Genomic DNA, 26,900 nt, shown 5'->3' on the forward strand with positions numbered 1-26,900 from the left:
CAGCCGGTTGAGGACCGCCTCATGCGAAAGCGTCACACCCTTCGGGCGGCCGGTCGAACCCGAGGTGAACAGCGTGTAGGCCGCCGTGTCGGGTCGGATGGGACCGAGCAGCTCTGCCGGGTTCAGCGGCCTCGCCGACGGGTCCACAGCACCGGTGGCATCGACGCGGATCGCCCGTGCCCCACCTTCGGCGGCCGCGATGACGACGTCGGTCACGTCGGCCGGATCGGTGACGAGCAGGACCTCTGCACCGGCCGTCTCGATCATGTATCGCGCACGATCGCTCGGGGTGGCGGTGTCGATCGGAACGTACTGACCACCCGCCGCGAGGACCGCGTGAATCGCGACCATCATCTCCACCGAACGCGGAATACACAGCGCCCCAGCCACATCCGGACCCACACCCGCAGAGATCAACTCACGCGCCAACGTGTTCACCCGCGCACCGAACTCGGCGTACGAGACCTCACGGTCACCGAACAGCAGCGCGAACGCGTCCGGGGTGGCCGCGATCTGCGCCGCGACGGCCTCGGGGATCGACGCGACGGCGGGCAGCTCGTGCTCGGCTCCCCATTCGACGACGTGCTTCGACGCCAGTTCCGCATCGTCGAGCAGTCGGACGTCTCCGATCGCGGTCGACGGGTCGCCGACGACCGCGTCGAGCAGCGACACCAGCCGCCGGGCGAACGATTCGATGGTCGCCGCGTCGAACAGGTCCCGTGCGTAGAGGAGCTCCGCATCCCAGCCGCCGGTTCCCCGGTCGGAGACGGTGACGGTCAGGTCGCGCTGCGCGGGCAGCTCCGACAGCGTGATCGGCGAGACGGTCAGACCCGGCAGCACGACCTCGTCCGACTGGTCGTCGGCACTCTGGGCGAAGGTCAGCAGGACCTGGGCGAGCGGCGCGAACGCCTGGGACCGGATCGGATTGAGCGCGTCGACGACCGACTCGAACGGCACGTCCGCGTTCGCGAACGCATCCAGGTCCGCGGTTCGCGCCTGCGTCAGCAGATCAGCGAACGTCATCGCACCGTGAACCTCGGTGCGGAGCACCAGGGTGTTGACGAACATGCCGACGAGGCTGTCGAGCTCGGCCTGACCGCGGCCCGCCACCGGGGTGGCGATGGCGATGTCCTCGGTGGCGGACAGACGCGACAGCAGGGCCGCGAGCGCGGCATGGAGGACCATGAACGGCGTCGTCCCGGTGTCCGCGGCCAGCGCGGTGACGCGGGCGGCGAGCGGAGCCGGGATCGCGGCATGCACCACGCCGCCGGATCCGCTGGCGACGTGAGGTCGCGGCCGGTCCGCGGGCAGTTCGAGGAGGTCGGGGAGCCCGGCGAGACGGGTGCGCCAGTAGTGGAGCTGGCGGCCGACGACCGATTCGCGGTCGTCGACGGTCCCCAGTACGCGGTGCTGCCAGAGCGCGTAGTCGGCCATCTGGACGCGCAGCGGCGGGAGGTCGGCCGCCCGTCCCTCCACACGTGGGAGATAGGCGCCGATGACATCGGCGACCAGTGGTCGCATCGACTCGCCGTCGGTGGCGATGTGGTGAACGACGAGCGCGAGGATCGACTCGTCGGCGTGCTGCAGCAGCCGGGCGCGCAGCGGAAGCTGCGTGGCGACGTCGAAGCCCGCGACCAGCGCGGCCTCGATCCGCTCGCGGGACTCGACCACCTGCCAGTCCAGCATGGCGTCGATCTCGTCGACCCCGTGGATCAGCTGACGCGGGTCGCCGTCGACGGACGGGTACGTGGTCCGCAACGTCTCGTGCCGTGCGACGACGTCGGCCAGTGCGCCGCGCATCGCGTCGAGGTCGAGGTCCCCGCGGATGCGGAGCAGAACGGGGATGTTGTACGTCGGGGCGTCGGGCTCCAGCTGGTTGATGAACCACATGCGCGTCTGTGCGAACGACAGCGGGATCACGTCCGGGCGCGGCACGACCGCGGTGACCGGCGGAAGCGCCGCGGCGTTGTCCGCCGTGGCAGCGACCAGGTCGCGCACCGTGGGCGCGCCGAACACGTCGCGCACCGAGACCGACGTACCCAGTACGTCGGAGACGCGAGCCGCGAGCCGCGTGGCCGACAGCGAGTTGCCGCCGAGGTCGAAGAAGCCGGTCGCCACACCCACCCGGTCGAGACCGAGCACTTCGGCGAAGACGCCGGCGACGGCGGCCTCGCGGTCGTCGGCCGGCGCGACGTACTCCTCGTGAACATCGCCGGCGTCGGGTGCGGGCAGAGCCGCGCGGTCGAGTTTGCCGTTGGCGGTCAGCGGCAGCTCCTCGATCGCCACCACCAGATCGGGAACCATGTACGCCGGGACGGACTTTCCGGCAGCGGTCCGGATGGTCTGCGCATCAAGCGCGGTGTCGTCGCCGAGCACCACGTAGCCGACGAGTTGCTCACCGCGACCGGCCATCTCGACGACGGCGGCGGCAGCGGCCGTGACACCGTCCGCGGTCAGCATCCCGGCCTCGATCTCGCCGAACTCGATGCGGTAGCCGCGCAACTGCACCTGCGCGTCGCCGCGGCCGAGGTAGGCGATGTCGTCGCCGACCCTCCGCGCGAGATCACCCGTGCGGTACATGCGCGAGCCATCCGGCCCGAACGGGTTCGCGACGAACCGCTCGGCGGACAGACCCGGGCGGTTCAGGTAGCTCTGCGCGAGCTGGCCGCCGGTCACGGAGATCTCGCCGACGATGCCGTCGGGCACCGGGCGGAGTCGTTCGTCGAGCAGGTGCAGGCCGAGGGAGGCCAGCGGCCTGCCGATGAAGCTCGCGTCGTCGGCGCGCACCGACTCCGGGTCCAAGGCACGGAAAGTCACGTGGACCGTGGTCTCGGTGATGCCGTACATGTTGACCAGCTGTGGGAAGCCGGGGGTCGGGGTGGCGGGGGTTTCGACACGGTCCTCCGCTTCGCTCCGGACCGGCTCAACCAGCGGAGACGGGAAGTCGTCGAACCAGCGGCGGACGTACTCGAAGTTCAGCTCCTCACCGCCGAACACCACGTACCGCAGGCCGAGCGGGGTGTCCGTGGCATCCCGACGGGCCTGCGCGAACTGATAGAACGCCGACGGCGTCTGGCTGAGGACGGTCACGCCCTCGTCCGCGCACAGCTGCAGGAACTCGGCGGGGACGCGGGCGACGTCGCGCCCGATCACCAGCAGCCGCGCGCCGGACAGCAGCGGGCCCCACAGCTCCCAGACCGAGAAGTCGAAGGCGTAGGAGTGGAACATCGTCCACACATCGTCCGACCGGAAGTCGAAGTCACTCGAGGCGGTGTCCATCAGGGTCACGACGTCGCGGTGCGTCACCTCGACGCCCTTCGGACGACCGGTGGAACCCGACGTGTAGATGACGTACGCACGGCCGTCGGCGGGGACCGTCGGGGCGGCGAGACAGACACCTCTCCCCTGGTCCGCGAGATCGCCTATCGCATGGACGGCGACGTGCGGCGGCAGCGACAGCCACAGGTCCAGGTCCGCGGTCTCCTCGTCGACGATCGCCACCGACGGTGCCGCGTCCTCGACGATGAACCGGAGTCGATCGGCCGGATTGGTGGTGTCCAGCGGCAGGTAGCCCGCGCCGGTCTTCAGCACTCCGAGGATCGCGGCGCTCAGGTCCACCGACCGTCCGGTCGCGACGGCGACCAGGTCACCCGGAACGACGCCTGCGTGCGTCAATCCGGCGGCGATCGCCGTCGACCGCTCGTCGAGCTCGGCATAGGTCAGCGTCTGCATGCCGTCGGACACCGCGGCGTTCGCGCCGTGCGCGTCGACCGTCTCGGCGAACAGCTCGACGAGATTCCGTCCGGCGTTGCGGGTGTCGATCTGCGGCGGGATCACCGATGCGGCGTACCCGGAGTCGTCACCGAGCGGGATCGTGGCGATCGGCGTCGACGGATCGTCGGCGACCGCACCGAGAATCGACCGCAGCGCGTCGGCGAAGACCTCGATCTCGTTGTCGCCGAACGCATTAGGCAGATACTTGAGTTTCAGCTCGACGGCTCCGCCGTGTTCGGCGGTCACCATCGTCAGCGGATAGTGCGTCGCGTCGTAGCCGGTGACCCCGTCGACGGTCATCCCGCCGAGGTCGCGGTTCTCCAGCGAATCGGAGTCCACCGGGTACGACTCGTGGACGGTCAGGGTGTCGAACAGCTGACCGCCGCCCGCGAGTCCGATGAGTTCGGGCAGTCCGACGTGCTGGTGGTCGAGCACGGACACCTTGGCCGCCTGCAGAGCGGCGAGGACGTCCGCGGCCGGCGCGGCCGGTTCGACGTCGACGACGACGGGCAGCGTGTTGATGAACAGGCCGACCATCGACTCGACACCCGCCAGATCGGCCGGGCGACCCGACACGGTCTCACCGAAGGCGACCTTGCGGCGGCCGGTGATCCGCGACAGCAGCACGCCCCACGCGAACTGCAGCACGGTCGACAGGGTGACGCCCGACGTGCGCGCGAAGTCGTCGATGCGAGACGTCAGCTCGGTGTCGAGCCGGACCGCGAGTTCACGCGGCAGTTGGTCGGTCGTGGCCTCGTGCCCCGGGGCGACGAGCGTCGGACCGCCGCAGTCGGCCAGCAGCGGGCGCCACGCGGCGAGCGCCGCGTCCTGGTCCAGACCGGCGAGGTACGTCAGGAAGTCCTCGAAGTCGGTGTCGGCGTCGGAGACCGACTCGGTGTAGGTGCGACCGGTCGCGTAGAGGGCCAGCATGTCCGCGAGCATCAGCGGGCTCGACCAGCCGTCGAGCAGGATGTGGTGGCTCGTGACGATCAAGTCGGTCCGACCGACGGCGTCGCGCACCAGCACGAACCGGATCAACGGCGCGTGTGTCATGTCGAACGGCAGGGCACGCTGCTGAGCGGCCGTCTCCGCGACGAATGCCTCGGAGTCGCCGCCGGCAGGCACGTCGACCGCGGTCCACGGGAGGTCGACCGACTCCGGCACCACTGCCAGCGCGGTGCCGCTGGGTGCGCGGAGGTAGCCGGATCGCAGCACGCGGTGACGGGCGAGCAGGCCACGCGCGGCGTCCTGCAATCGGTTCTCGTCCACCTCGCCGCCGAGCGTGACGACGGCCTGCGCGATGTAGACGTCGACCGCCCCCTCGGCGCGGCCGGCTTCGGCGAGTTCGGCCTGGAAGTGCAGACCGCGTTGCAGGGTGGACAGCGGCCACACCGCCGCCCCGGGGAAGCGCTTGCCGATCATGTCCAGGTCTGCCTGGGTGGCCGGAGCGCCCGGCACATCGGACGGGGACAGTCCCTGGCCGCCCTCTCGGCGGACCAGGTCGGCGATGGCGGCGAGCTCGCCGGTCCAGCGCTCGGCCAGATCGGCGACGTCGTCGGCGTCCAGGAGTCCGGCCGGGAATCCGATGTCGACCGCGAACTCGCGGCCGTCGGCGCCGAGCGCGGTGCCGACGGTGATGTTGAGGATGGCGGGCGCGACCATCGCGCCGGTCGCCGTGGCGGGCAGACGCGGTGCCGAGGCGTCGGGCAGCAGGTCCGCTTCCGCGTCGTCGCCTGCGACGTTGCCGAGGTAGTTGAACGAGATCACCGGCAGCGGTCGCGCGGACAGTTCGGTGTCGGCGCCGTACCGGAGTGCGGCGAAGCCGATGCCGTTCGACGGCCGGCCGCGCAGTTCCTCCTTGACGGCCTTCACGGTGTGCACCAGGTCGTCGGTCACGCGGATGCTGACCGGTGCGAGCGTCGTGAACCAGCCGACCGTGCGCGACAGGTCGGCTCGCCGCGGCGCGTCGCCGCTCTCGAGGACCTCCTCGTAGCGGCCGTGGCCCTCCACTGCGACGGACACGGGTGCGGAGTCGCCGATCCCGCGGGCGTGCTGCCAGGATCGGACGGCACGGCCCAGGGCGGCCAGCAGGGCGTCGTTGACGCCGGAGCCGAAGGCCTCCGGGACCGCGGTGAGCAGCGATTCGGTGACCGCGGACGGAACCGTCAGGGTGTGCGAGGCCACGGTGCGGACCCGGTCACGGTCACGGTCGACGCGGGCGCCGAGCTCCGTCGGCTTCGCCGGGAGCCGGTCCAGCCAGTATCCGAGCTCGCCGGAGTGGTCGGCGATCCGCTCGGCGAGCGCGCTCGACCACGCACGAGCCGAAGTCGTCTCACCGCGCAGCGCGACGGACCGCCCGGCCCTCCGACCCGCCCACACCTGGACCAGGTCCTCGATGATCGGCCGCCACGAAACGGCGTCGACGCCGAGGTGATGGATGACCAGGACGATGCGGGCGGCGCCGTCCGGATCGGAGACGAGGACCGCGTGCACCAGGCGTCCGATGGCCGGATCGAGTGCGGCTGACGCCTGCTCGAACGCGGTCCGGATCGACGAGTCGAACTCCGGGCTGCCGACCCGGCCGGCGGCGTCGAGAGCCGACACAGCGGCCGACGGGTCGAACGCCTCCCCGCTGGTGAGGGTCCAGGCGCCGTCGTCCTCGGTCAGCGACGCCGACAGCATCGGGTGGCTCGCGACCACCGCGTCGAGCAGCGGCGCCAGATCGTCGAGGGTGAGGTCCGCCGGCGCGCGCAGCACCATCGACTGGGACATGTCGGCGAAGTCCGCCGGGGTGTCGGAGTGCTCGATCATCCAGGAGACGATCGGCGGCAGCGGCATCGTTCCGCGCGGCCCGCCCTCCGGTTCGGCGAGCGGTTCGACGCCGACGCGCGCGCCGGCCGCGGCGGCCATCGCGCGGATGGTGCGCTGCTCGAAGATCTCGCGCGGCGACAGCTCGATGCCCGCCGCCCGCGCGGCCGACGCCAGCTGAATCGACATGATCGAATCGCCGCCGAGGGCGAAGAAGGACTCGGTCACGCTGACGGCGGGGAGTCCGAGGAGTCCGGACACGATGGCGGCGAGAGTCTCCTCGGCCGCCGTCGTCGGTTCCACGATCACATCGGCGAGCGTCGCCTGGGGTGCGGGCAGACCGCGTTTGTCGAGTTTGCCGACGGGCGTCAGCGGCAGGGCGTCGAGCCGGGTGAAGCCGGACGGGACCATGTAGAGCGGCAGCTCGGCCGCCAGGTGATCCCGCAGTTCCGACTGGTCGACGTCGCCGTCGAGTGGGACGTAGTACGCGGTGAGCCCCGAGATGACGGACTCCCCCGACGCCGCGAGCCCGCCGTCCGCGGTGAGCCCGAGGACGACCGCCGAGGCGATCGCCGGATGCGCGGCCAGCACCGACTCGATCTCGCCGAGCTCGATGCGCAGACCGCGCAACTTGACCTGATCATCGCTGCGACCGCCATACGCAAGCGTCAGGCGGTCGTCGGCATCGCGCGTCCAGCGGACCACGTCGCCGGTGCGGTACAACCGTTCGCCCGCGACGCCGAACGGATCGGCGACGAAACGTTCGGCCGTCAGCGCCGGGCGGTCGAGGTAGCCGCGGGACAGACCGACGCCCGCGATGTAGAGCTCGCCGAGGACGCCCTCGGGCACCGGGTGCAGTCGGGAGTCGAGGACCAGGAGGCCGACGCCGTCGATCGGTCCGCCGAGGGTCACCGGCTCACCGGGCCGCATCGGCGCACCGATGGTGACGCCGATGGTCGTCTCGGTGGGGCCGTACAGGTTCTGGATCCGCCGGATCGCGGACCACTGGTCCTTGAGTGCGGCGGGGACGGCCTCGCCGCCGGCGTAGACCGCGAGCAGATCGGGCAGCGCCGCGGGATCGATCGACGCGAGCACGGTCGGGGTGAGGAACGTGTGCGTGATCCGCTGGTCCCGCATGAACGTCTGCAGGTCGTCGCCGCCTATCGCGGCGGCCGGCCGGTACGCGAGCGTGCCGCCGGTGGTGAACGCCATCAGGTATTCGAGCACCGAGGCGTCGAAGCTGGGCGAGGCGAAGCCGAGCACGCGCGCGGTCTGGTCCGCGTCGGCGCGCCTGCTCTCCTCGGCGCCGAAGTTCGCGAGTCCGCGGTGGGTGACGGAGACGCCCTTGGGACGGCCGGTGGAGCCGGAGGTGTAGATGACGTACGCGGTCGCGTCGACGCGGACCGGCGCGCCGCGCAGGGCGTCGTCGATCGGCGCCGACGACTGCGCGGCGATCGCCGCGACGACATCGCCGTCGTCCATGCGAGTCCAGGTGATGCGGTCCGGCGAGAGGTTGTCGACACCGCTCACGGTGAGTCCCACCGCCGCACCGGAGTCGGCGATCATGTGCGCGACGCGGTCCGCCGGGTAGTCGGGGTCGATCGGCACGTAGGCGCCGCCGGCCTTGGCGACCGCCCAGATCGCCGTCATCAGTTCGATCGATCGCGGGATCGCCAGTGCCACATGAGTTTCCGCGCCCACACCCGCCGCGATCAGATGCCGCGCGAGGCGGTTGGACGCTGCGTCGAGCTCGGCGTAGGTGATCGACGATTCGGCGGTGACGACCGCCGGATGCTCGGGCCGGGACCGGGCGGCGCGCTCGAAGAGTTCGGGGAGGACGACCGGCTCCGCGCCGGGCAGACCGCCGACCGGAATCAGTTCCGCGGCCTCGGCCGCGGTCGCGAACGGCGCGTCGCCGACGGACGCCGCCGGGTTCGCGGTGAGCTCGCCGAGCAACGCGGTGAACCGCGTCATCATCGACTCGGCGGTGCTCCGGTCGAACAGATCCGTGGCGTAGACGAGAGACGCCGACCAGTCGCCGTCGGCCGCGGCCTCGACGGTCAACGTCAGATCGACGCGCGCGGCGGTCTCCGCGATGTCGACCGCCTCGACCGTCAGGTCTCCGGCACTCACCGCGCCGAGGTCGACGGCGTTCTCGTGGAACGACAGCAGCACCTGGGTCAGCGGCGCGAACGCCTCCGACCGCGCCGGGCTCAACGCGTCGACGACGGCTTCGAACGGGACGTCGGCGTTGTCGTAGGCGGCCAGGTCGATGGTTCGCACGCGAGAGAGCAGGTCGGCGAACGACTCGCTCTGGGCGATCTCCGTCCGCAGCACCAGCGTGTTGACGAACATGCCGATCAGCGCGTCGAGGTGATCGGCGCCGCGGCCGGCGACGGGCGTGCCGATCGCGATGTCGTCGGTGGCGCTCATCCGCGACAGGAACACCGCGAGCGCGGCGTGGAGGACGATGAAGTCGGTCGCACCGCTCTCGGCGGCGACGCGGCGGACCGCGGCACCGACCGTTGCGGGCAGCGCGAACCGGATCTGCTCGCCTGCCTGAGTGGCGACGGCCGGTCGCGGACGGTCGCCGGGCAGATTGAGGACGTCGGGGATCCCGTCGAGCGCCGCGCGCCAGTACCGGACCTGGTCGGCGACCACCGAGTCGGCGTCGGACACCTCGCCGAGCACCTCGTGCTGCCACAGCGCGACGTCGGCGACCTGGACCGGCAGCGGAGCGGCCGACGGCTCCGCCCCGGCCGCCCGCGCGGTGTAGGCCGCCAGCAGGTCGGCGACCAGCGGGCGCATCGACTGACCGTCGGCGGCGATGTGATGCAGGACCAGGAGAACCAGCAGTTCGCCGGGCGCCGTCCGATGCACCCGCACCCGCATCGGGAGCGCGACGGACACGTCGAAGCCCTCGGCGGCCGCCGCGAGCAGGTCGGCCTCGGAGTCCACGACGGCCCAGTCGAGGGCGTCGTACGCCGAGTCGGCCGAGCCGATCACCTGCACGGGAGCGCCGTCGGCCGACGGGAAGGTGGTCCGCAGCACCTCGTGCCGCGCCACCACGTCGGCGATGGACCGGCGGAGCACGTCGAGATCCACGTCGCCGGTCAGCTTCAGCGGCAGCGGAATGTTGTATGCCGACGAGGCCGGGTCGAACTGGTTGATGAACCACATGCGCTGCTGCGCGAATGACAGCGGGATCCGCGCCGGACGCGGTTCGACGGCGACGATCGGCGGGAGCGCCGCGCCGCGACCGCTCGCCGCCTCGACCAGCTCTCGGACGCTCGGGGCGTCGAAGACATCGCGCACCGAGACCGCCGCGCCGAGTGCCTCGGAGACGCGTGCGGCCACCCGCATCGCGGCCAGCGAGTTGCCGCCGAGGTCGAAGAACGACTCGGTCACCGACACCTCGTCGACACCGAGCAGATCGGCGAAGACCGCCGCGACGGCCTCCTCCTGCTCCCCCACCGCGGCCACCGTCTCGCCGCCGCCGAAGTCCGGGTCGGGCAGCGCGGCGCGGTCGACCTTGCCCGAGTCGCCCACGGGCAGGGCGTCGAGGACCATCCAGACCGAGGGCCGCATGTACGCGGGCAGATGCTCGTCCGCGAAGTCCTTGATCGCCGCGAGATCCCGCTCCCGGGCGCCGGTCACGTACGCGACGAGGTGGTCACCCGCGGGTCCCGAGTGCACCGCCGCCGCCACCTGCGCCGCCTGGGGCGCACCGGCGAGCACGGTCTCGATGTCTTCGAGTTCGATCCGCTGACCGTTGAGCTTGACCTGGAAGTCCGACCGCCCGAGGTACTCGACCTCACCGGCCGCGGTCCAGCGGACCACGTCGCCGGTCCGGTACATCCGCTCGCCCTCGGCGAAGGGGCTGGCCACGAATCGTTCCGCGGACAGACCCGCGGCGGCCGCGTATCCGCGCGCCAGCTGGGGCCCGGTCACATAGAGCTCGCCCCGGACGCCCGCGGGCACCGGGTGCAGTCGTGCGTCGAGGACGTGGACGCCGCTGCCCGGCACCGGTCCGCCGATGGTGACCGCTGACGCCGGCTCGGCGTACTCGCGGATCGTGGTGTCGACGGCCGCCTCGGTGAGTCCGTACTGATTCGAGACCACGACGCCGGGGATGCCGTCGATCGTCCGCTTCAGCAGCGCGGGCGACAGGCTCTCACCACCGGTCAGCACGCGGCGCAGCGACGCGACGTCGGACCGTTCGGCGCCTTCGAGGAAGACCGAGAGCATCGACGGCACGAACTGCACCGTGGTGGCCTCTGTCGCGCGGACCACGCGTCGCAGCTCGTCGGGGTCGCGGTGGCCCTCCGGGCCGACCAGAACGGCGGTCGCACCCGAGCACACCGGCCACAGGAGCTCCCACACCGAGGCGTCGAACGTGAACTGGGTCTTGACCAGCACCCGCTCGTCCGACGGCTCGCCGAGCACTCCGCCGAGCCAGTCCAGCATGGTGCCGATGGCCCGGTGGGACACGGTGACGCCCTTGGGCACGCCGGTGGAGCCGGAGGTGAAGAGCGTGTAGGCGGCGTGCTCCGGAAGCAGCGGCGCCACGCGATCGGCGTCGGTGATCGGCCCCGGGTCGACGGGCACCGGGCCTGCGGCGTCGACGGTCATCGTGACGAGTCCGTCGGGCAGCTCCGACTCGTCGGCGAAGCCGACGAGCGCGAGCCGGACGTTGGCGATCTTCACCATCTCGTCGATGCGGGCGCCGGGGGTCGCCGGATCGACGGGCACGTACTGGCCGCCGGCGGCGAGCACGGCGTGCACCGCGATCAGTTGTTCCGGCGACCGCGGCAGGCACACCGCGACCGCGGCGTCGGGCGCGATGCCCGCCGCGATCAGATGCGTCGCGAGGTCGTTCACGCGAGCACCGAACTCGGCGTACGTCATCGCGACTCCGTCACCCAGCAGCGCGATCCCGTCCGGGCGCTCCGCGGCGACCGAGGCGAGCAGGGCGTCGACGGTGCCGTCGGCGCGGGCGGCGGCCGCCCCCTGCGAGAGCTGCGCGATCCGGCTGCGTTCCGCGTCGGTCAGCAGATGAACCGAACCGAGGAGACGCTGCGGAGCGGCGGTGAGTTCGGCGAGCACCGTGACGAAACGCTCGGCGAATGCCGCCGCACCCGCCTCGTCGTACAGGTCGGTGGCGTACAGCAGGTGCCCACGCCAGCCGTCTCCGTGGTCGGTGATACCCACCGTCAGGTCGACCCGCGCGGCGACCGTCTCGGGCTGTGCCGCGCTCACGCGCAGCCCGCTGACCTCGATGTCGTCGACGCCCTCGCCCGCGACACCGGGGATCGCGGTCTGGTCGAACGACAGCCAGACCTGAGCCAGCGGCGCGAACGCCTCCGAACGGACCGGGTCGACCCGCTCGACCACCGACTCGAACGGCACGTCGGCGTTGGCGAGCGCGGCGAGATCGGTCGCGCGCACCGAGTCGATCAGCTCCGAGAACGTCATGCCCGCGTCGATGCGCGTCCGCAGCACCAGGGTGTTGACGAACATGCCGATCATCGGATCGAGAACGGACTGACCGCGACCGGCGATCGGTGTGCCGACGGCGACGTCGTCGGTGGCGGCCAGGCGGCCGAGCAGCACCGAGAGCGCGGCGTGAGCCACCATGAACGGGCTCGCGCCGTGCAGCTTGGCGAGTTCGGCGACGCGAGTCGAGACGTCCTCGTCGACCTCGAACTCCACCACGCCGCCCCGATGGGTCGGTGCCGACGGCCGCGGACGGCTGGTCGGAATCTCCAGGAGGCCGGGCATTCCGTCGAGCTGCTGCTCCCAGTACGCGAGCTGCTTGCCGATCAGCGAATCCGGATCCGCCAGGTCACCGAACGCCGAACGCTGCCAGATCGCATAGTCGGCGATCTGCACCGGCAGCGGCTCGAAGGCGGGCGCCTGCCCGTCCGCGCGCGCCGCGTACGCGGTCATCAGGTCGCTGACGAGCGGAATGAAGGACTCGCCGTCGAAGGCGATGTGATGCGCCACGAGGAGCAGCGTCGTCGGACCGTCGGCGGGGCTCCAGACGCGGACGCGCAGCGGCAGTTCGTCGGCCAGGTCGAAGCCTAGGAGCACGGCGTCGGCCAGCTCGGTCTCGACCGAGACGTCGGCCCAGTCGAGCAGGGTCGCGGCGCTCGCCGGCGGCATCACCACCTGCACGCTCTCGCCGGCGTCGGTGACCGCGTACCGCGTGCGCAGCACCTCGTGGCGGCCGATCACGTCGAGCAGGGCCGCGCGAAGCACCGCGTGGTCCAGGTCGCCCGCGATCCGCAGGACCATCGGGATGTTGTACGCCCCGCCTGCCGGATCGAAGCGGTTGATGAACCACATGCGCTGCTGCGCGAGGGACAGCGGTGCCCGGTCGCCACGGCCGGTCGCCGCCTCGATCGCGGGCAGGCCGGGCTCCTTGACCGCGGTCACCGCGGCGAGTTCCCGCGCGGTGGGCGCGTCGAACAGATCGCGGATCGTCAGATCGACGCCGAACTGCTCTCCGACACGACCGACGATCCGGGCGGCGAGCAGCGAGTTGCCGCCGACGTCGAAGATCGACTCCACGACGCTGATGCGCTCGAGCCCCAGGACCTCGGTGAAGATGTCGACGAGCTCGCGTTCGACGTCGGACGCCGGTTCCACGAACTCGACCGTCTCGGCGACCACCGGTTCGGGCAGAGCGGCGCGGTGGAGCTTGCCGTTGACGTTGAGCGGCAGCTGCTCGAGCACCATCACCAGGTCCGGCACCATGTACTCGGGCACCTTGGTGGCCACGAACCGTCGCAGCGCCGTGCCGTCGACCGGCTCGCCGCCGACCGTCGTCACATAGCCGACCAGCTGTGCAGGGAAACCGTCGCGTTCCTTGACCGCGGCGGCCGCGGCCACCACGCCCTCCGCGGCCGAGAGCCCGGCCTCGACCTCGCCCAGCTCGATCCGGAAGCCGCGGAGCTTCACCTGATCGTCGGAGCGGCCGAGGTACTCGAGCCCGCCGCCGCGCACGATCGCCACGTCGCCGGACTGGTACATCCGGCCGCCGGCGGTGCTGAACGGGTCGGCGACGAACCGACTGGCGTTGAGGTCGAAGCGGCCGGCGTAGCCCCGCGCCAGCTGTTCCCCCGCGAGGTAGAGATCGCCGGGAACGCCCTCGGGGACCGGGTTGAGCCGGGCGTCGAGCACGTACGCGCGGCCGCCGGGAAGTGCGGCGCCGATGTCGCTCGCGCTCGTCTGCGCCACGAACTCCGGCGACAACTCGCGCCGGGTGAAGAACACGGTGGCCTCGGTGGGCCCGTACATGTTGTTGAGCTGCGGTCCCGCCGACCCGTCGACGGCGAGCCGGTCGGCGTACCACCGCCTGACCTGTTCGAAGTCGAGCGCCTCGCCGGCCAGGATCATCGACCGCACCGACGGCGCGAACCGCGGCCCGGAGGCGTCCCGCACGGCGCCGGCGAGTTGATAGAACGCCGACGGCGTCAGGTTGACGACGGTGACCTGCTCCTCGTCGAGCAGCGCCGCGAAGTCCTTGGGCGACCGCGTGGTGAAGAAGTCCGCGATCACGAGGCGGCCGCCGAAGGCCAGCGAGGTCCAGATCTCGCTCACCGAGACGTCGAACGCGTACGACTGGAACATCGACCACACGTCGTCCGAGGAGTAGTCGTACTCCTTCGCCATCGCCGACAGGAAGGCCACCACGTCGTGATGAGTGATGACGACGCCCTTCGGCTTACCCGTCGAACCCGACGTGTACATCACGTAGGCGGGATTGCCCGGGTCCAGGGCGGGTGCCGCTGCGGCCGCCTCACCGCCGTCCGCGAGCAGCTCGTCGACGGTCGTCACCGGCGCGTCGAGCACCGACCACGTGTCGGTCATGTCGGGGGCGGTCAGGATCAGCAGCGGCCGTCCGTCGTCGACCACGGCCCCGAGCCGGTCGAGCGGATGCGACGTGTCCAGCGGGATGTAGGCGGCACCGGACTTGAGCACGCCGAGCAGCGCGACCACCAGATCCGCAGTGCGCGGCAGACCGACGCCGACCAGGACCTCCGGTCCCGCGCCCGCGTGCACCAGGGCCGCGGCGATCCGGTCGGACGACTCGTCGAGCTCGCGGTAGGTCAGCGACCGGCCGTCTCGATCCTGGACCGCGACCCGGTCGCCGGCGCGGCGCGCGACCGCTCCGACGATCGCCGGAACCGTCGACAGCGAGTCTGCGCCGACGATGCCGAGGGCGGTGCGACGGATCTCTTCGATCGCCGAGACCATCGCGACCGCGGTCTCGGCGGGGGCCATGCCTGCTCCGGCGAGCGTTCCGCTGATCGCGGCGTTCACCGCGAGGTCCGTGTCCATTCCCTGCGCCGCGAAGACCGAGGCGGTCGCCTGCGCCTGCGTATTCAGTGCCCCGAACGCGACTGCCGTACCGCTCGCCTCGAACGCGACGGCCTCCGGCTGCTCGCTCGCGACGAAGGAGATCAGATCGATCGTCGACGGCGACACCCCCCACAGTCGCGCAAAAGCTGACGAGCTGACGATGGGTTCGGTCACGAGTTGATCATTCCTTCTGTCGAACTTTGCGCAGCTGAGTTCGCTGCGCTCTCTGCGCGTTCACGGAGGTCGGCGAGGACCTGGCCGAGTTGCTCTGCGCCGCCGGCCGCCAGCGTGGGCAGGACGCTCATCAGGGTGGCGGTGAGGGCGGAATCCGGGTCCGGAATAGCCGCCGCCATCACCGAGACCGTCGCGGACAGCGCCGCAAAGGTCACCGTCGTGCCGGACAGCGACACCGCTTCGGCCTCCGGTGCGACCGCGGAGGCCTCCGCCACCAGGTCCGACAGCGAGCGTGCCTCAGCGGCCTCCGCTTTCTGGGTCGGCTGGTCGCCCGCGATGTCGATCGCGATGTCGCCCACGGCGATCTGCGGGAGCTCGGCCACCTGTTCCAGGATCCGTACGTACCGCTCGGCGTACCGCTCCACGGTGGCGTGGTCGAAGAGCGCCGCCGCGAACAGCATCTGCCCGCGCATCGGTGCTCCCGCCTTCGCCTGCTCGTTCGGATCGTTCGGGTACAGCGTCAGCTGGAGGTCCACCTTCGCGGGCAGCACCTGCTCGGAGACCGGCGAAATGCTGAGGGACGACAGCTCCACGGTCGGGAAGTAGAAGTTCTGGAACGCGAACATCGCCTGGTACACCGGGTTGTACGCCGTCGGAATCCGATCGAGGACCTGGCTGACGACGGTATCGAAGGCGACGTCGGCGTTGTCGAGGTCGGTCATCACGTCGGCCCGGACACGTGCGAGCAGTTCGGCGAACTTCTCCTCGTCTCGCAGTTCGGTGCGCATCGCCAGAGTGTTGACGAACATGCCGACGACATCGTCGAGGCTGCGATCGCTCCGGCCGCCGTACGGCGTGCCGATGACCACGTCGTGCTGCCTCGACAGCCTGCTCAGCAGGACCGCGAAAGCCGCCTCGGTGATCATGAACAGCGTCGCGTGATGCTGGCGGGCCACCACCTCGAGTCGGTGGACGAGGGTCGCCGGTATCTCGAACTCGACGACGGCGCCCTGGTAGTCGGGCACCCGGGGACGCGGGTGATCGGCGGGGAGCTCCAGCATCGCGGGCGCGCCCGCGAGACGATCGGCCCAGTAGTCGAGCTGACGCTGAGCCTCGCCGGAGGCGCTCCTCTCAGTGGACGCGAGCCACGCCTCCTGCCAGAGCGCGAAGTCGAGGTACTGAGCCGGGAGCGGCGCCCACGCGGGCTCGCCTCCGTCGACCCGCGCACCGTACGCCGCCATCAGGTCGCGTGCGAGCGGGACCGTCGACGCGCCGTCCGCGGCGATGTGGTGAATCACCGTGACGGTGACGAACTCCTGCGGTCCGGTCTTCAGGACCGCCATGCGCACCGGCGGAGCGGCGGTCACGTCGAAGCCCTGTCCCGCGACCTCGGCGATCACCGTCTCGACCTCGCCGAGGACGTCGATCTCCCGGTAGTCCATCCCGGCGACCATCTCGTCGGCACCGAGCACCACCTGGATCGGATCACCGTCGACCATCGGATACACCGTGCGCAACGACTCGTGCCGCGCCACGACGTCGTGCACGGCCTGTCGGAGCGCGGGCAGACTCAGGTCGCCCTGCATCTGCAACGCGAATCCGATGTTGTACGCGGGCGAGTCCGGGTCGGCCCGGTTGATCAACCACATACCGCGCTGCACGGTCGAGAGCGGACCTCGGTCACCCAGCTCCCGGGACACCAGGGCCGGCCGCCGGAAGTCGTCGTCGGTCGTCCGGATGTAGTCGGCGAGCTCGGCCACCGAGGGAGCGTCGAAGATCGCCGCGATCGGCAGATTGCGATCGAGCGCCGCACCGAGTCGGGCGATCACCTTGGTCGCGCTCAGTGAGTTGCCGCCCAGTTCGAAGAACGACTCGGCGACACCGACCGAGTCCGCGCCCAGCACCTCGGCGAACACGGCCGCGACCATCTCCTCGATCTGACCGGTCGGCGCGACGTACTCGACATCGGGCAGCGTCGGATCGGGAAGCGCACGGCGGTCCACCTTGCCCGCGGCGTTGAGCGGCATCTCGGGCAGCGTGACCCAGAGTGTCGGACGCATGTACTCCGGTAGCGATGCAGCCACGGCGGCGCGTGCGGCCGCCACGTCCGCGCTCTTGGGGGCGAGGTACCCGACCAACTGGTCACCGGTCGGGAACTGTGCGAGTCCGGCGGCGGCATGCACCACTCCGGGGACCGCTGCCAACGCGGCCTCGACTTCACCGAGTTCGAGCCGCTGGCCGCGAAGCTTCACCTGGAAGTCCGTGCGGCCCAGGTACTCGAGTCGACCGTCGGAGTTCCACTTCACCAGGTCGCCGGTCCGGTACAGGCGAGCGCCGGACGGTCCGAACGGATCGGCGACGAACCGCTCGGCGGTCAGCGCTGCCTGCGAAGCGTAGCCGCGCGCGAGCTGGACACCCCCGAGGTAGAGCTCGCCGGGGACCCCGAGCGGCAACATCCGCAGCTTCGGATCCAGCACGTAGGTCTCGGTGTTCCACACCGGCGAGCCGATCGGCACCGGACGTTCGCCGATCGTCGCGCGCTCGGCGGTGACGTCCACCGCGGCCTCGGTCGGACCGTAGAGATTGTGCAACTCGACCGCCGGGAGCGCGTGCAGCAGCGCATTCGCCGCGGGTGCGGTCAGTGCCTCCCCGGAGGTGAACACCACGCGCAGCGAGTCGAGTTCGGCGACCCGGTCCGCGCCGAGGACGTCGACGAACGCCGACAGCATCGACGGCACGAAGTGCAGCATGGTGATCGACTCGCCGACGATCAGATCGTGCAGATAGACCGGCTCCCCGTGACGGTCCGGCTCGGCGATCACCACACGTGCACCCGCGGTCAGCGGCCAGAACAGCTCCCATACCGAGACGTCGAACGTGATCGGGGTCTTGTGCAGCACCGAGTCGCCCTTGCCGAGCGGGTAGTCGGCCTGCATCCAGGCCAGCCGGTTGACGATGGCACGATGCTCCACTGTCACGCCCTTCGGACGACCGGTGGAGCCGGACGTGAACAGCGTGTACGCGGCGTCGTGGTCGCGGACGGTGACCGCGGGCACGCCGGTCGGTGTGCCGATGGTCGCAGTCGCGGCGTCCACCACGATCACGGCCGCGTCGTCGGGCAGACCGGACGGCAGGGCATCGGTGCTCCCGCCTGCGGTCAGCAGTACGCGAACGCCCGCGGTGGCGCACATGTACGCGATCCGTTCCCCGGGCTGTCGGAGGTCGATCGGCACGTACTGGCCGCCGGCCGCAACAACTGCGTGCACCGCGACGAACAGCTCGAACGAACGCGGGATCCCGACCGCGACGGCCGTCCCGGTGGTCACCCCGGCGTCGATCAGCGTGTGCGCGAGCCGCGCGACACGGTCGCCGAACTCGCGGTACGTCATGTCGCGGCGACCGAAGGTCAACGCGATCGCATCGGGTGCCGCCTCGATCTGCCGGCGAAGCAGATCGCTGAGCGTAGCCGACGGAACCGCTACCTCCGGGCCGCGCGAGAGGGCCGCGACCGTGTTCAGTTCGGCGTCGGTGAACTCGGCGATCTCACTGATCCGCAGGCCGAGTGCTCCCGAATCGGTGGCCAGCCTGCGGGCGATGCGGCAGAAGTAGCCGAGAAGCCGCTCGGCGGTCTGCGATGCGAAGAGGTCCGTCGCGTAGTTCAGGCTGATCGCGATCTCGCCCGCCGACTCGCCGGTGGCGCCGTGCTCGACGAGGCTGAAGCCCAGATCGAACTTCGCTGCCGGCACACGCGCGTCGACGATGTCGATGCCGCTCGCCTCCGCGAGGAGATGCTTGACCTCGTCGTGCTGCATCACCAGTTCGACTTGGAACACCGGTGAGTGATCCCGCGACCGGCTGACGCCGACCGCGTCGACGACCTGCTCGAACGGAACGTCGGAGTGGCTGATCGCCCGGGTGACCGCATGGTTCGCCCGCTGGAGGAAGTCACCGGCCGACATGTCGTCGACCAGCCGATGGCGGACGGCGACGCTGTTGACGAACATGCCGACCATGCCGTGCAGGCGAGCGTCGTCGCGGCCCGCGACGGCCGTCCCGATCGCGAGGTCGCCGGCCCCGGTCAGTCGTCCGATCATGATCGCGGCGACCGCCTGAAACACCGTGAAGAGCGTGACGTGCTGCTCCGCAGCGAGGCGCCGCAGCGCGGCCACGGTGTCCGCGTCGAGGCTGCGATCGACGTACGCACCGGTGCCGGAGGGCACCGCGGGACGCGGATTGTCGGTCGGCAACGCGAGAAGTTCGGGCAGACCGGCGAGCTCGGCGGTCCAGAATGCGATCTGCTCGGCCAGAATCGAACCCGGGTCGTCGATGTCGCCGAGACGGTCCCGCTGCCAGAGCGTGTAGTCCGCGTACTGCACCGGCAGCGGAGCATGGTCGGGCGCCCCGCCGTCGCGGCGCGCCGCATAAGCCGTCATCAGGTCGAGGATGAGCGGCCCCATCGAGAGTCCGTCTCCGACGATGTGATGCAGGACCACCGCGAGCACGTACGACGGCACCGGTCCGTCGGCATCGACCCGGATCAGCCGGATCCGCGCCGGCAGGTCCGCGACCAGGTCGAACCCGGCTGCGGTGATCTGTGCGAGGCGCTCATCGAGGTCGGCGGCGGTCGTGTCCACGACCTGGAACACGCCTTCGGACACGGCGTGACCGGTGGACAGGATGTGCTGGTGCGGAGTCCCGTCGTCGTTGGCCGGGAACACCGTGCGCAGCGATTCGTGCCGTTCCAGCAGATCCGTGACGGCCGCTTCCAGCGCGGCTTCGTCGGTGTCGGTCCCGAGCCGCACGGCCCCCGGAATGTTGTACGCCCCGGAAGCGGGGTCGATCCGGTTGATCACCCACAGACGGGTCTGCGGATACGACACCGGGATCGGCCCGGTGCGCGGGTACGGCTGGAGCTCGGGCGTCGACGCGTCGACCGACCGGGCCAGCTTCGCCATCTCCCCGACGGTCGCGCTGCCGAAGACGTCGGCGAGGCTGACCTCCAGCCCCGCGTGTTCACGGGCGCGCGAGGCGAGGCGAGCCGCCATCAGGGAGTCGGCGCCCAACTCGAAGATGTTGTCGCCGGTGCCGATGCGCTCCACATCGAGCAGTTCTTCGATCAAGGCGACGAGCGTGTGCTCGATCTCGCTCTCCGGTGCGACGTAGTGTCCGGCGCCGCCGATGACCTCGGCCACCGGCAGCGCCGCGCGGTCGAGCTTCCCGACCGGCGTCGACGGCAGTTCGTCCAGCACGGCGTACCGCGCCGGAACCATGTACTCGGGGAGAGCCGACCGCAGGGCGCGTCGCACATCGTGGAGATCGATCGCCTCGGCGTCGCCCACGAGATACGCGGCCAGCCCGGCGACGACCGACACCCCGGACGGTACCGGGACGCCGTCGGCGTCGACGCCGACCACCACGGCTGCGGTGACCCCCTCGACCCGTCGGACCGCCGCGCCGATCTCACCCAGCTCGATTCGCAGACCGCGAAGCTTGATCTGGTCGTCGGAGCGGCCGTGGTACTGGAGATTCAGGTGTCCCGTGTAGCCGGCCCGCCACCGAACGACGTCACCGGTGCGGTACAGCCTGCTGCCCCGCGGTCCGAAGGGATTGGCGATGAACCGCTCGGCGGTCTTGTCCGGTCTCTCGTGATAGCCGCGCGCGAGGCCCGGGGTCTCCGCGTAGAGCTCGCCGAGCACGCCCACCGGCACCTGACGCAGCTCGTCGTCGAGGATGTAGAGCTTGGCACCGTGGACGGCGATGCCCAGCAGCACCGGGACCTTCGACTCGAGCTCATGGCTGTGGGTCAGCGCGATGGTGGCCTCGGTGGGACCGTACGCGTTGTGGATCGAACGGCTGTGCGCCCAGACGTCACGGAGTCGGCCGGACAGGGCCTCGCCGCCGACCATGACGCTCTGCACACTCGGGACCCGATCGGGATCGAGGGTGCTCAGGACCGTCGGGGTGAGGATCAGGGTGTCGATCTCCGACGCCCGGATGAACTCCTCCAGCGGCCGACCGGCGACGGCGTCGGCCGGCCGGTAGTTGAGGGTCCCGCCGGATTGGAAGGCCAACAGGTACTCGGCGATCGAGGCATCGAAGCTGGGGCTCGTCAGTCCCGGGACGTGGCAGCGGTCGACCGCTCCGCGCGTCCCGAGCAGACTCTGGCCGAAGCCGTGGAGCCCGCAGTGGGTGACTTCGACGCCCTTCGGTCGTCCGGTGGAGCCGGACGTGTAGATCACGTACGCCAGGTTTTCGGGCCGAAGCGGGCCGGTGCGATCGGCATCGCGGACCGGAGCCGGCGCGTACTGGTCGATGCGACGCGCCGTCTCGTCGGTGTCCAGCCGGATCCAGTCGATCCCGGCTGCCGCCTCCGCGTCGGGCGGACCACCGATCGTCAGGCCGAGGTGGGTCTTCGAGTCGGCGAGCATGTACGCGATACGGTCGCTCGGATAGTCGCGGTCGATCGGCATGTATGCCGCACCGGATTTGGCGATGGCCCACATGCCGACCATCAGTGCAACGGATCGCGGAATCGCGAGCGCGACGATCGTCTCGGGTCCGGCGCCCTGCTCGATGAGCAGCCGCGCGAGCTGGTTCGAGCGCGCGTCGAGGTCCCGGTAGGTGATGCTGTCCGGTCCCGAGATCACGGCGAGCGCATCCGGGTCGATGGCGGCGGCGTCTTCGAGGATGCCCGCCAGGGGCTGCTGCCGGGGGTCGGGCTTACCCGCCGTCGCCTCGAGTTCCTCGAGCTCGCCGGGCACCAGCAGATCGAGGTCGTTGACACTCCGGTCCGGGTCGGCGAGGAACCGCTCGAGAAAGACGACGAAACGCCGCAGATGATCGTCGATCTCGGTCTGCGAGTACAGCCCGGGGTTTCCGTGGAGGTCGATGGAGATCGGTTCGCCCGGACCCGCCTGATAGAGATTCAGCAGCAGGTCCTCGAGCGCACCCGAGGTCAGGATCTGGTAGTCCAGGTCCGCGCCCTCCATGGTCAGCGGCGCGTCGAAGAACACCATGTTGATCGTGGGCCCGAACCCCATCTGACCGCCGGAGAGCCCGGAGTCCCGCAGAATCTCCTCCGACCGGTACCGCTGATGGCGCAGCGCGCCGGTGAGTTCGAGGAGTGCGCTGCCGATGACGTCGCGCACAGCGCTCGACTCGGCGTCCCGCAGATGGATCGGGAGCGCATTCGACAGCATGCCACCGGCGTTCCGCGTCTTCGCCGTGGTGCGGCCGGTCACGGGCAGGTTCAGCACCACGCCGTCCGTGTCGGACATGCGCGACAGGAACGCACCGAACGCCGCTGTGAGGACCACGGCCGCCGAGGCGTTGAGCTCACCGGCCAATTCCTCCAGGCGACTCTGCAGGGAACCGGAGAGCTCGGACTCCGAGCGGATGTTGTCCGACGACAGCGCCGGGAGGACCGTCGAGTGCGCGAGGGTGACACGTTCCGGGAGGTCGGCGACACGCTCGCGCCAGTACTCCTGGTCGCGGAGCCTGCGGCTGCCGGTCTGATAGTCGTTCTCGAAGTCCACGAGTTCGGCGAGTGTGGCGGCCGGTGGGTCGGTGTACTCCTCGCCGCGCCGCAGCGCGTTGTACCGGTCGAGCGCCCGCTTCGCGACGGTGAGCGCGGCGTAGCCGTCGAGGATCAGGTGATGTGCGCGGCTGTACCAGAACGTGCGGTCGTCGGCGATCCGCAGGATCGCGACGACGATGAGCTGATCGGTCATCACGTCGACCGGCCGCCGGTACTCGTCCCGCATCCACGCCAGCGCCACCTCCTCCGGATCGGCCTCGCCGCGGAAGTCCAGAACGTCGACGTGCTGGTCGTACTCGACGTCCACGTACTGCAGCGGGATGCCGTCGGCGACCGTGAGCCGGACGTACGGGGACTCGACCTGCTTCCCGACGTGCTCGCAGCACTCCACGAACAGATCGACGTCGAGGGCTCCCGCGTCGTGCCGGATATCGATGAACTGAGCGATGTTGACCGAGTAGTCCACCGAGAGCGTCTCGGCGAACCACATGCCGCGCTGCGGTGCAGTCAGCGGCAGAAGGTCGTGGGCGTCCGATGCAAACGTCCGGTGGGGACCCGCCCCAGTACCGGTCTCACCATCGTTGCGCACAACCACCGTTCGTAACGCTCCTTCTGCACCACCCACAACACTCCCCGACGCGTCTGAGGTCGGCTCGGATCGCGGTCATTACGACTCCGCTCCGGCGCGGACCTCCGTCCGGCCTCTCATAAGTCTCCACTCATCGGATACACGACCCCCTCTCAGAAACCCTATCGTTGCAGGGTCGGCACAATATTACGTGCACTTGGCCACACCTCCCTCTCTCCGGACGAGTCCGGCCTGATCGGATGAATCGCCCGGGTGGTGCCACCGATCGGTCAGCCTCCGACCGCAGCCTTGCGGTATCCGCGCAGCGCCGGGTAGACGGAGACGCCGAACAGCACGACCACCCAGATGATGACCTTCGTCAGGTTCGCCGCGATCGGACCGCCCGCGGCGAAGGATCGCATCACTTCGATCGCCGGGGTCATCGGCTGGTTCGCCACGATCGGCTGCAGCCATCCCGGATACATGTCGACGGGCGAGAAGCCGGAGTTGAAGAACATCAAGAGGCTCGACAGCAGACCGAGGTACGGGACGAGCGGGGCACCGGGCGAGGCGTTCACGGCCAGCGCCAGCGTGAACACGGCGAACGCCGCGCCGTAGGCCATCGCAACGCCGATCAGCCCCAGCGCCGGCCCGACCCCCTGGGTGAAGCGGAAACCGATCAGATGGCCGGCGGCGAGCAGGATCACCGTCGTCACGAAGATCCGGACCAACTCCGAGATGACCCGGGACGTCAGATCCGCACCCCGGTTGATCGGGAGCACGTAGATCCTGCTGAGCAGACCGGAGGTCCGCTCCATGTTCAGCCGGGTCGCGGTGGCGATGGAACCGAACATCGCCCCGACCAGAATCACCAGGGGAACCGTGCCGTACGCGCTGTTCATTCCGGTGGCGTTGCCGATCGCGTCGCCGAGGACCACCTTGAACATGATCATCGACAGTGCGGGCACGATCAGGGTCTGCAGCAGCGTCGGGACATCGCGGACGTAGACCAGGATCTGCCGTCCGGACAGCACCACGCTGTGGTGGAACCACGCGCGGGCGCTCGATTCGGCCAGTTTCTCCGACGGCGGGAACACATAGTTCCGGCGGCCGGGTTCGACGACGGTCACGCGCCAGTCCTCCGTCGGTTGAGTCCGAGCAGTCCCATCGCCACCGCGAACAGGCCGATGCACCAGTACACCGAGGGCTGCACGAGGTCCCAGGTCAGCGTGCCCTGGTCGGCGCCGCGGATCACGTTGACGAACTGGGAGATCGGCTGGTTCCGGACGAACGGCTGAATCCAGTCGGGAAAGGACTCCTCCGGGATGAACCCGGTCGACAGCATGCCGAGAATGAGCGTCGGCAGGCTCATCGCTTGACTGGTGGCCTGCGGGCTCCCCGAGTTGAGGCCGATGCCGTCGGCGACGAGCGCGAGCAGAATGCCGATCACGAACGAGACGATGAACACCAGGCCCACGCCGAGTGCACCGTTCTCCGGTCGCCATCCGATGATCAGGCAGGCCACCAGTGCGCACAGCAGCGAGACCACCAGCAGTGCGGAGTTGGTCACCAACCGCGAGATCATCGGCACCCAGGCGGGCATCGGTAGCACCCGGAATCGGGTGTGGATGCCGTCCTTGCCGTCGAACGAGGCCTTCATCGCCGCCGACGACGCCGCGAAGCCCACCGACTGCAGCACGATGATCGGCATCAGGAACTGGCCGTAGTTCATCCCCGGGTACTGCGCCATGACGTTCTTCAACGGCAGGTAGAAGCAGACCGCCAAGAACGCAGGCGAGACGAATGCGAAGACCAGTTCCCCGTTGCGGATCACCTTCGTGAGTCCACGGCCGGACAGCGCCGCCAGCTGCCCCCAAGGATTGGGATGGGGGCTGAACGCGGGCGATTCGGGTTCAGTCGTCGTCATCGGCATCCCGCTCGTCGTCGTGCCCGGTGCCGCCGGTCAGCGCCAGGAACACCTCGTCCAGCGAGGGCCGGCGCAGCGCGATGTCCGCGAGCGGGATGCGCGCCGCCTCGGTTCGTCGGATGATCTCGGCCAGGGTGTCCGGACCGTCCGGTGCGGGAACGGCGATCGCACCCGTGTCGTCGTCCACCTCGCCGCCGCGCGGTCCGAGCATGTCGGCGAGTTTCCCCCGCAGTCGCGGCAGGTAGGCCGGATGGGCGGGCGTGATCTCGCAGTATGCGGCACCGGTCGCGGCCTTGAGTTCGTCGGAGGTGCCCTCGGCGATCACTCGTCCGCGGTCGATGACGACGATGTGATCGGACAGCATGTCCGCCTCTTCCAGGTACTGCGTCGTCAGCAGCACGGTGACGCCGTCCTCGCGCAGCTTCTCCACCAGACTCCACACATCCTGCCGACTGCGCGGGTCGAGACCGGTCGTCGGCTCGTCGAGGAACACGACCTTGGGCTCGGTCACCAGACCGCAGGCGATGTCGATACGGCGCCGCATGCCGCCGGAGTATTGGCCGACCTTCTTGTCCGCCGCAGCGACCAGCGAGAAAGTCTCGAGCAGCTCTTCGGCGCGCATCTTCGCCGCACTCTTGGCCAGCCCGAGCAGTCGCCCGAAGAGCACCAGGTTCTCGCGACCGGTCAGCGACTCGTCGAGTGCCGCGAACTGGCCGGTGAGCATGATCGACCGCCGCACGCCTGCCGCATCCTCGACCACGTCGTGGCCGTTCACGCTCGCGCTGCCGCCGTCCGGCCGGAGCAGCGTGCACAGCATGTTGACCACGGTCGTCTTGCCCGCACCGTTCGGGCCGAGCAGTGCGAAGATCTTCCCCTTGGGGACCTTGAACGACACCCCGTCGACGGCGACCATGTCCTTGAACACCTTGCGCAGCCCGTCGACTTCGATCGCGTACTCGGCGACGTCGGGCTCGTCGTTGATCGGCACCAGGTCCAGTGCCGGAAATGCCACCGTGCGTGCGGAGGCGTTCGCCGCCTCCGCGGGGCTCACCGAAGGCGCCTGCACCCGCTGCGGCTGCTGACTGATCACGTCCCAGGCTGCATGCCGACCGGCCGGCAGAGTACGGGTCCGACGCGGCGCGGGCACGTCGATCAGTTCCGGCTCCGTCCGCCGTCGAACCAGTCCGCTGAGCGGCCACGGTGCACTCGGCGGCTGCGCGTCGACATCTCGCTGCGGGCCGGGCTCCCTCGGACGCTCGACCGGTCGATGCAGGGGCTCGGCGCCGGGTCCGTCCGTGACTCCGGATCGGCCCATGGCGTCGGTCGCCACGCGCGACGACTCCCCGGGAGCGGCGCCCCGATCGTCTGACGGCGCCCGGGACGCTTGCGAGCCCGACTCGGGCCCGAGCTCCACACGCCACGCACGCAGCTGCTCGGCGACCGGATCCTCATCGAAGGTCCACGGCAGGGTGTCGCGCAGTGGATCGCGGGCGGACGCTCCGGCGGGACCGCGTGTCGGTTCGTCGTCTCGGCTGTGGCCAGCGTCCGGCATGTCTTCCTAACGTCTGCGGGCAGATGTGGCGAAGAGGAATCCGCCATACGGCATTCAACCTGAGCCCCTAACTCTATCGGTCGGCTCCGGCACATCGTTTCCCGCTCGTCACAATAGCCTCGTCGCACGGTCGGTTCCTGCAGACGACGAACCGCCCGCCCCGGATTCCGGGACGGGCGGTTCGAGTCTGTTC

5 protein-coding genes are annotated in these 26,900 nt (G+C 70.2%); all 5 read right to left on the reverse strand.

Going from position 1 to position 26,900, the window contains the following annotated elements; all coding sequences use genetic code 11:
- Positions 1-15,123: non-ribosomal peptide synthetase (locus SCNU_RS18885; RefSeq protein WP_009681021.1), on the reverse strand; the 15,123-nt coding region annotated here is incomplete at its 3' end.
- Complete coding sequence (locus tag SCNU_RS18890) at positions 15,120-23,255, reverse strand: amino acid adenylation domain-containing protein (protein WP_238526494.1); 8,136 nt, start codon at positions 23,253-23,255, stop codon at positions 15,120-15,122. The genes SCNU_RS18885 and SCNU_RS18890, both read right to left, overlap by 4 nt.
- 263 nt (positions 23,256-23,518) lie before the next feature.
- Entirely contained in the window at positions 23,519-24,358 is an 840-nt protein-coding gene (locus SCNU_RS18895) for an ABC transporter permease (protein WP_009681023.1), read from the reverse strand.
- Positions 24,355-25,161 carry an ABC transporter permease gene (locus tag SCNU_RS18900; protein ID WP_009681024.1) on the reverse strand — a complete coding sequence of 269 codons (807 nt, stop codon included), beginning with the start codon at positions 25,159-25,161 and terminating at the stop codon, positions 24,355-24,357. The genes SCNU_RS18895 and SCNU_RS18900 overlap by 4 nt, the downstream gene beginning before the upstream one ends.
- Positions 25,142-26,707: an ATP-binding cassette domain-containing protein gene (locus SCNU_RS18905; protein WP_009681025.1), complete on the reverse strand. Its 1,566-nt coding sequence runs from the start codon at positions 26,705-26,707 to the stop codon at positions 25,142-25,144. Before SCNU_RS18905 ends, SCNU_RS18900 begins: the two co-directional genes overlap by 20 nt.
- Positions 26,708-26,900: the final 193 nt, after the last annotated feature.

The sequence above is a fragment of the Gordonia neofelifaecis NRRL B-59395 genome (genome assembly GCF_000192435.1).
Classification (GTDB): Bacteria; Actinomycetota; Actinomycetes; order Mycobacteriales; family Mycobacteriaceae; genus Gordonia; species Gordonia neofelifaecis.

Excerpts from the sequence above, each read along its gene's own strand:
- SCNU_RS18900 (WP_009681024.1), bottom strand. The coding sequence starts at position 25,161 with ATGCCGATGACGACGACTGAACCCGAATCGCCCGCGTTCAGCCCCCAT.
- SCNU_RS18905 (WP_009681025.1), bottom strand. The coding sequence starts at position 26,707 with ATGCCGGACGCTGGCCACAGCCGAGACGACGAACCGACACGCGGTCCC.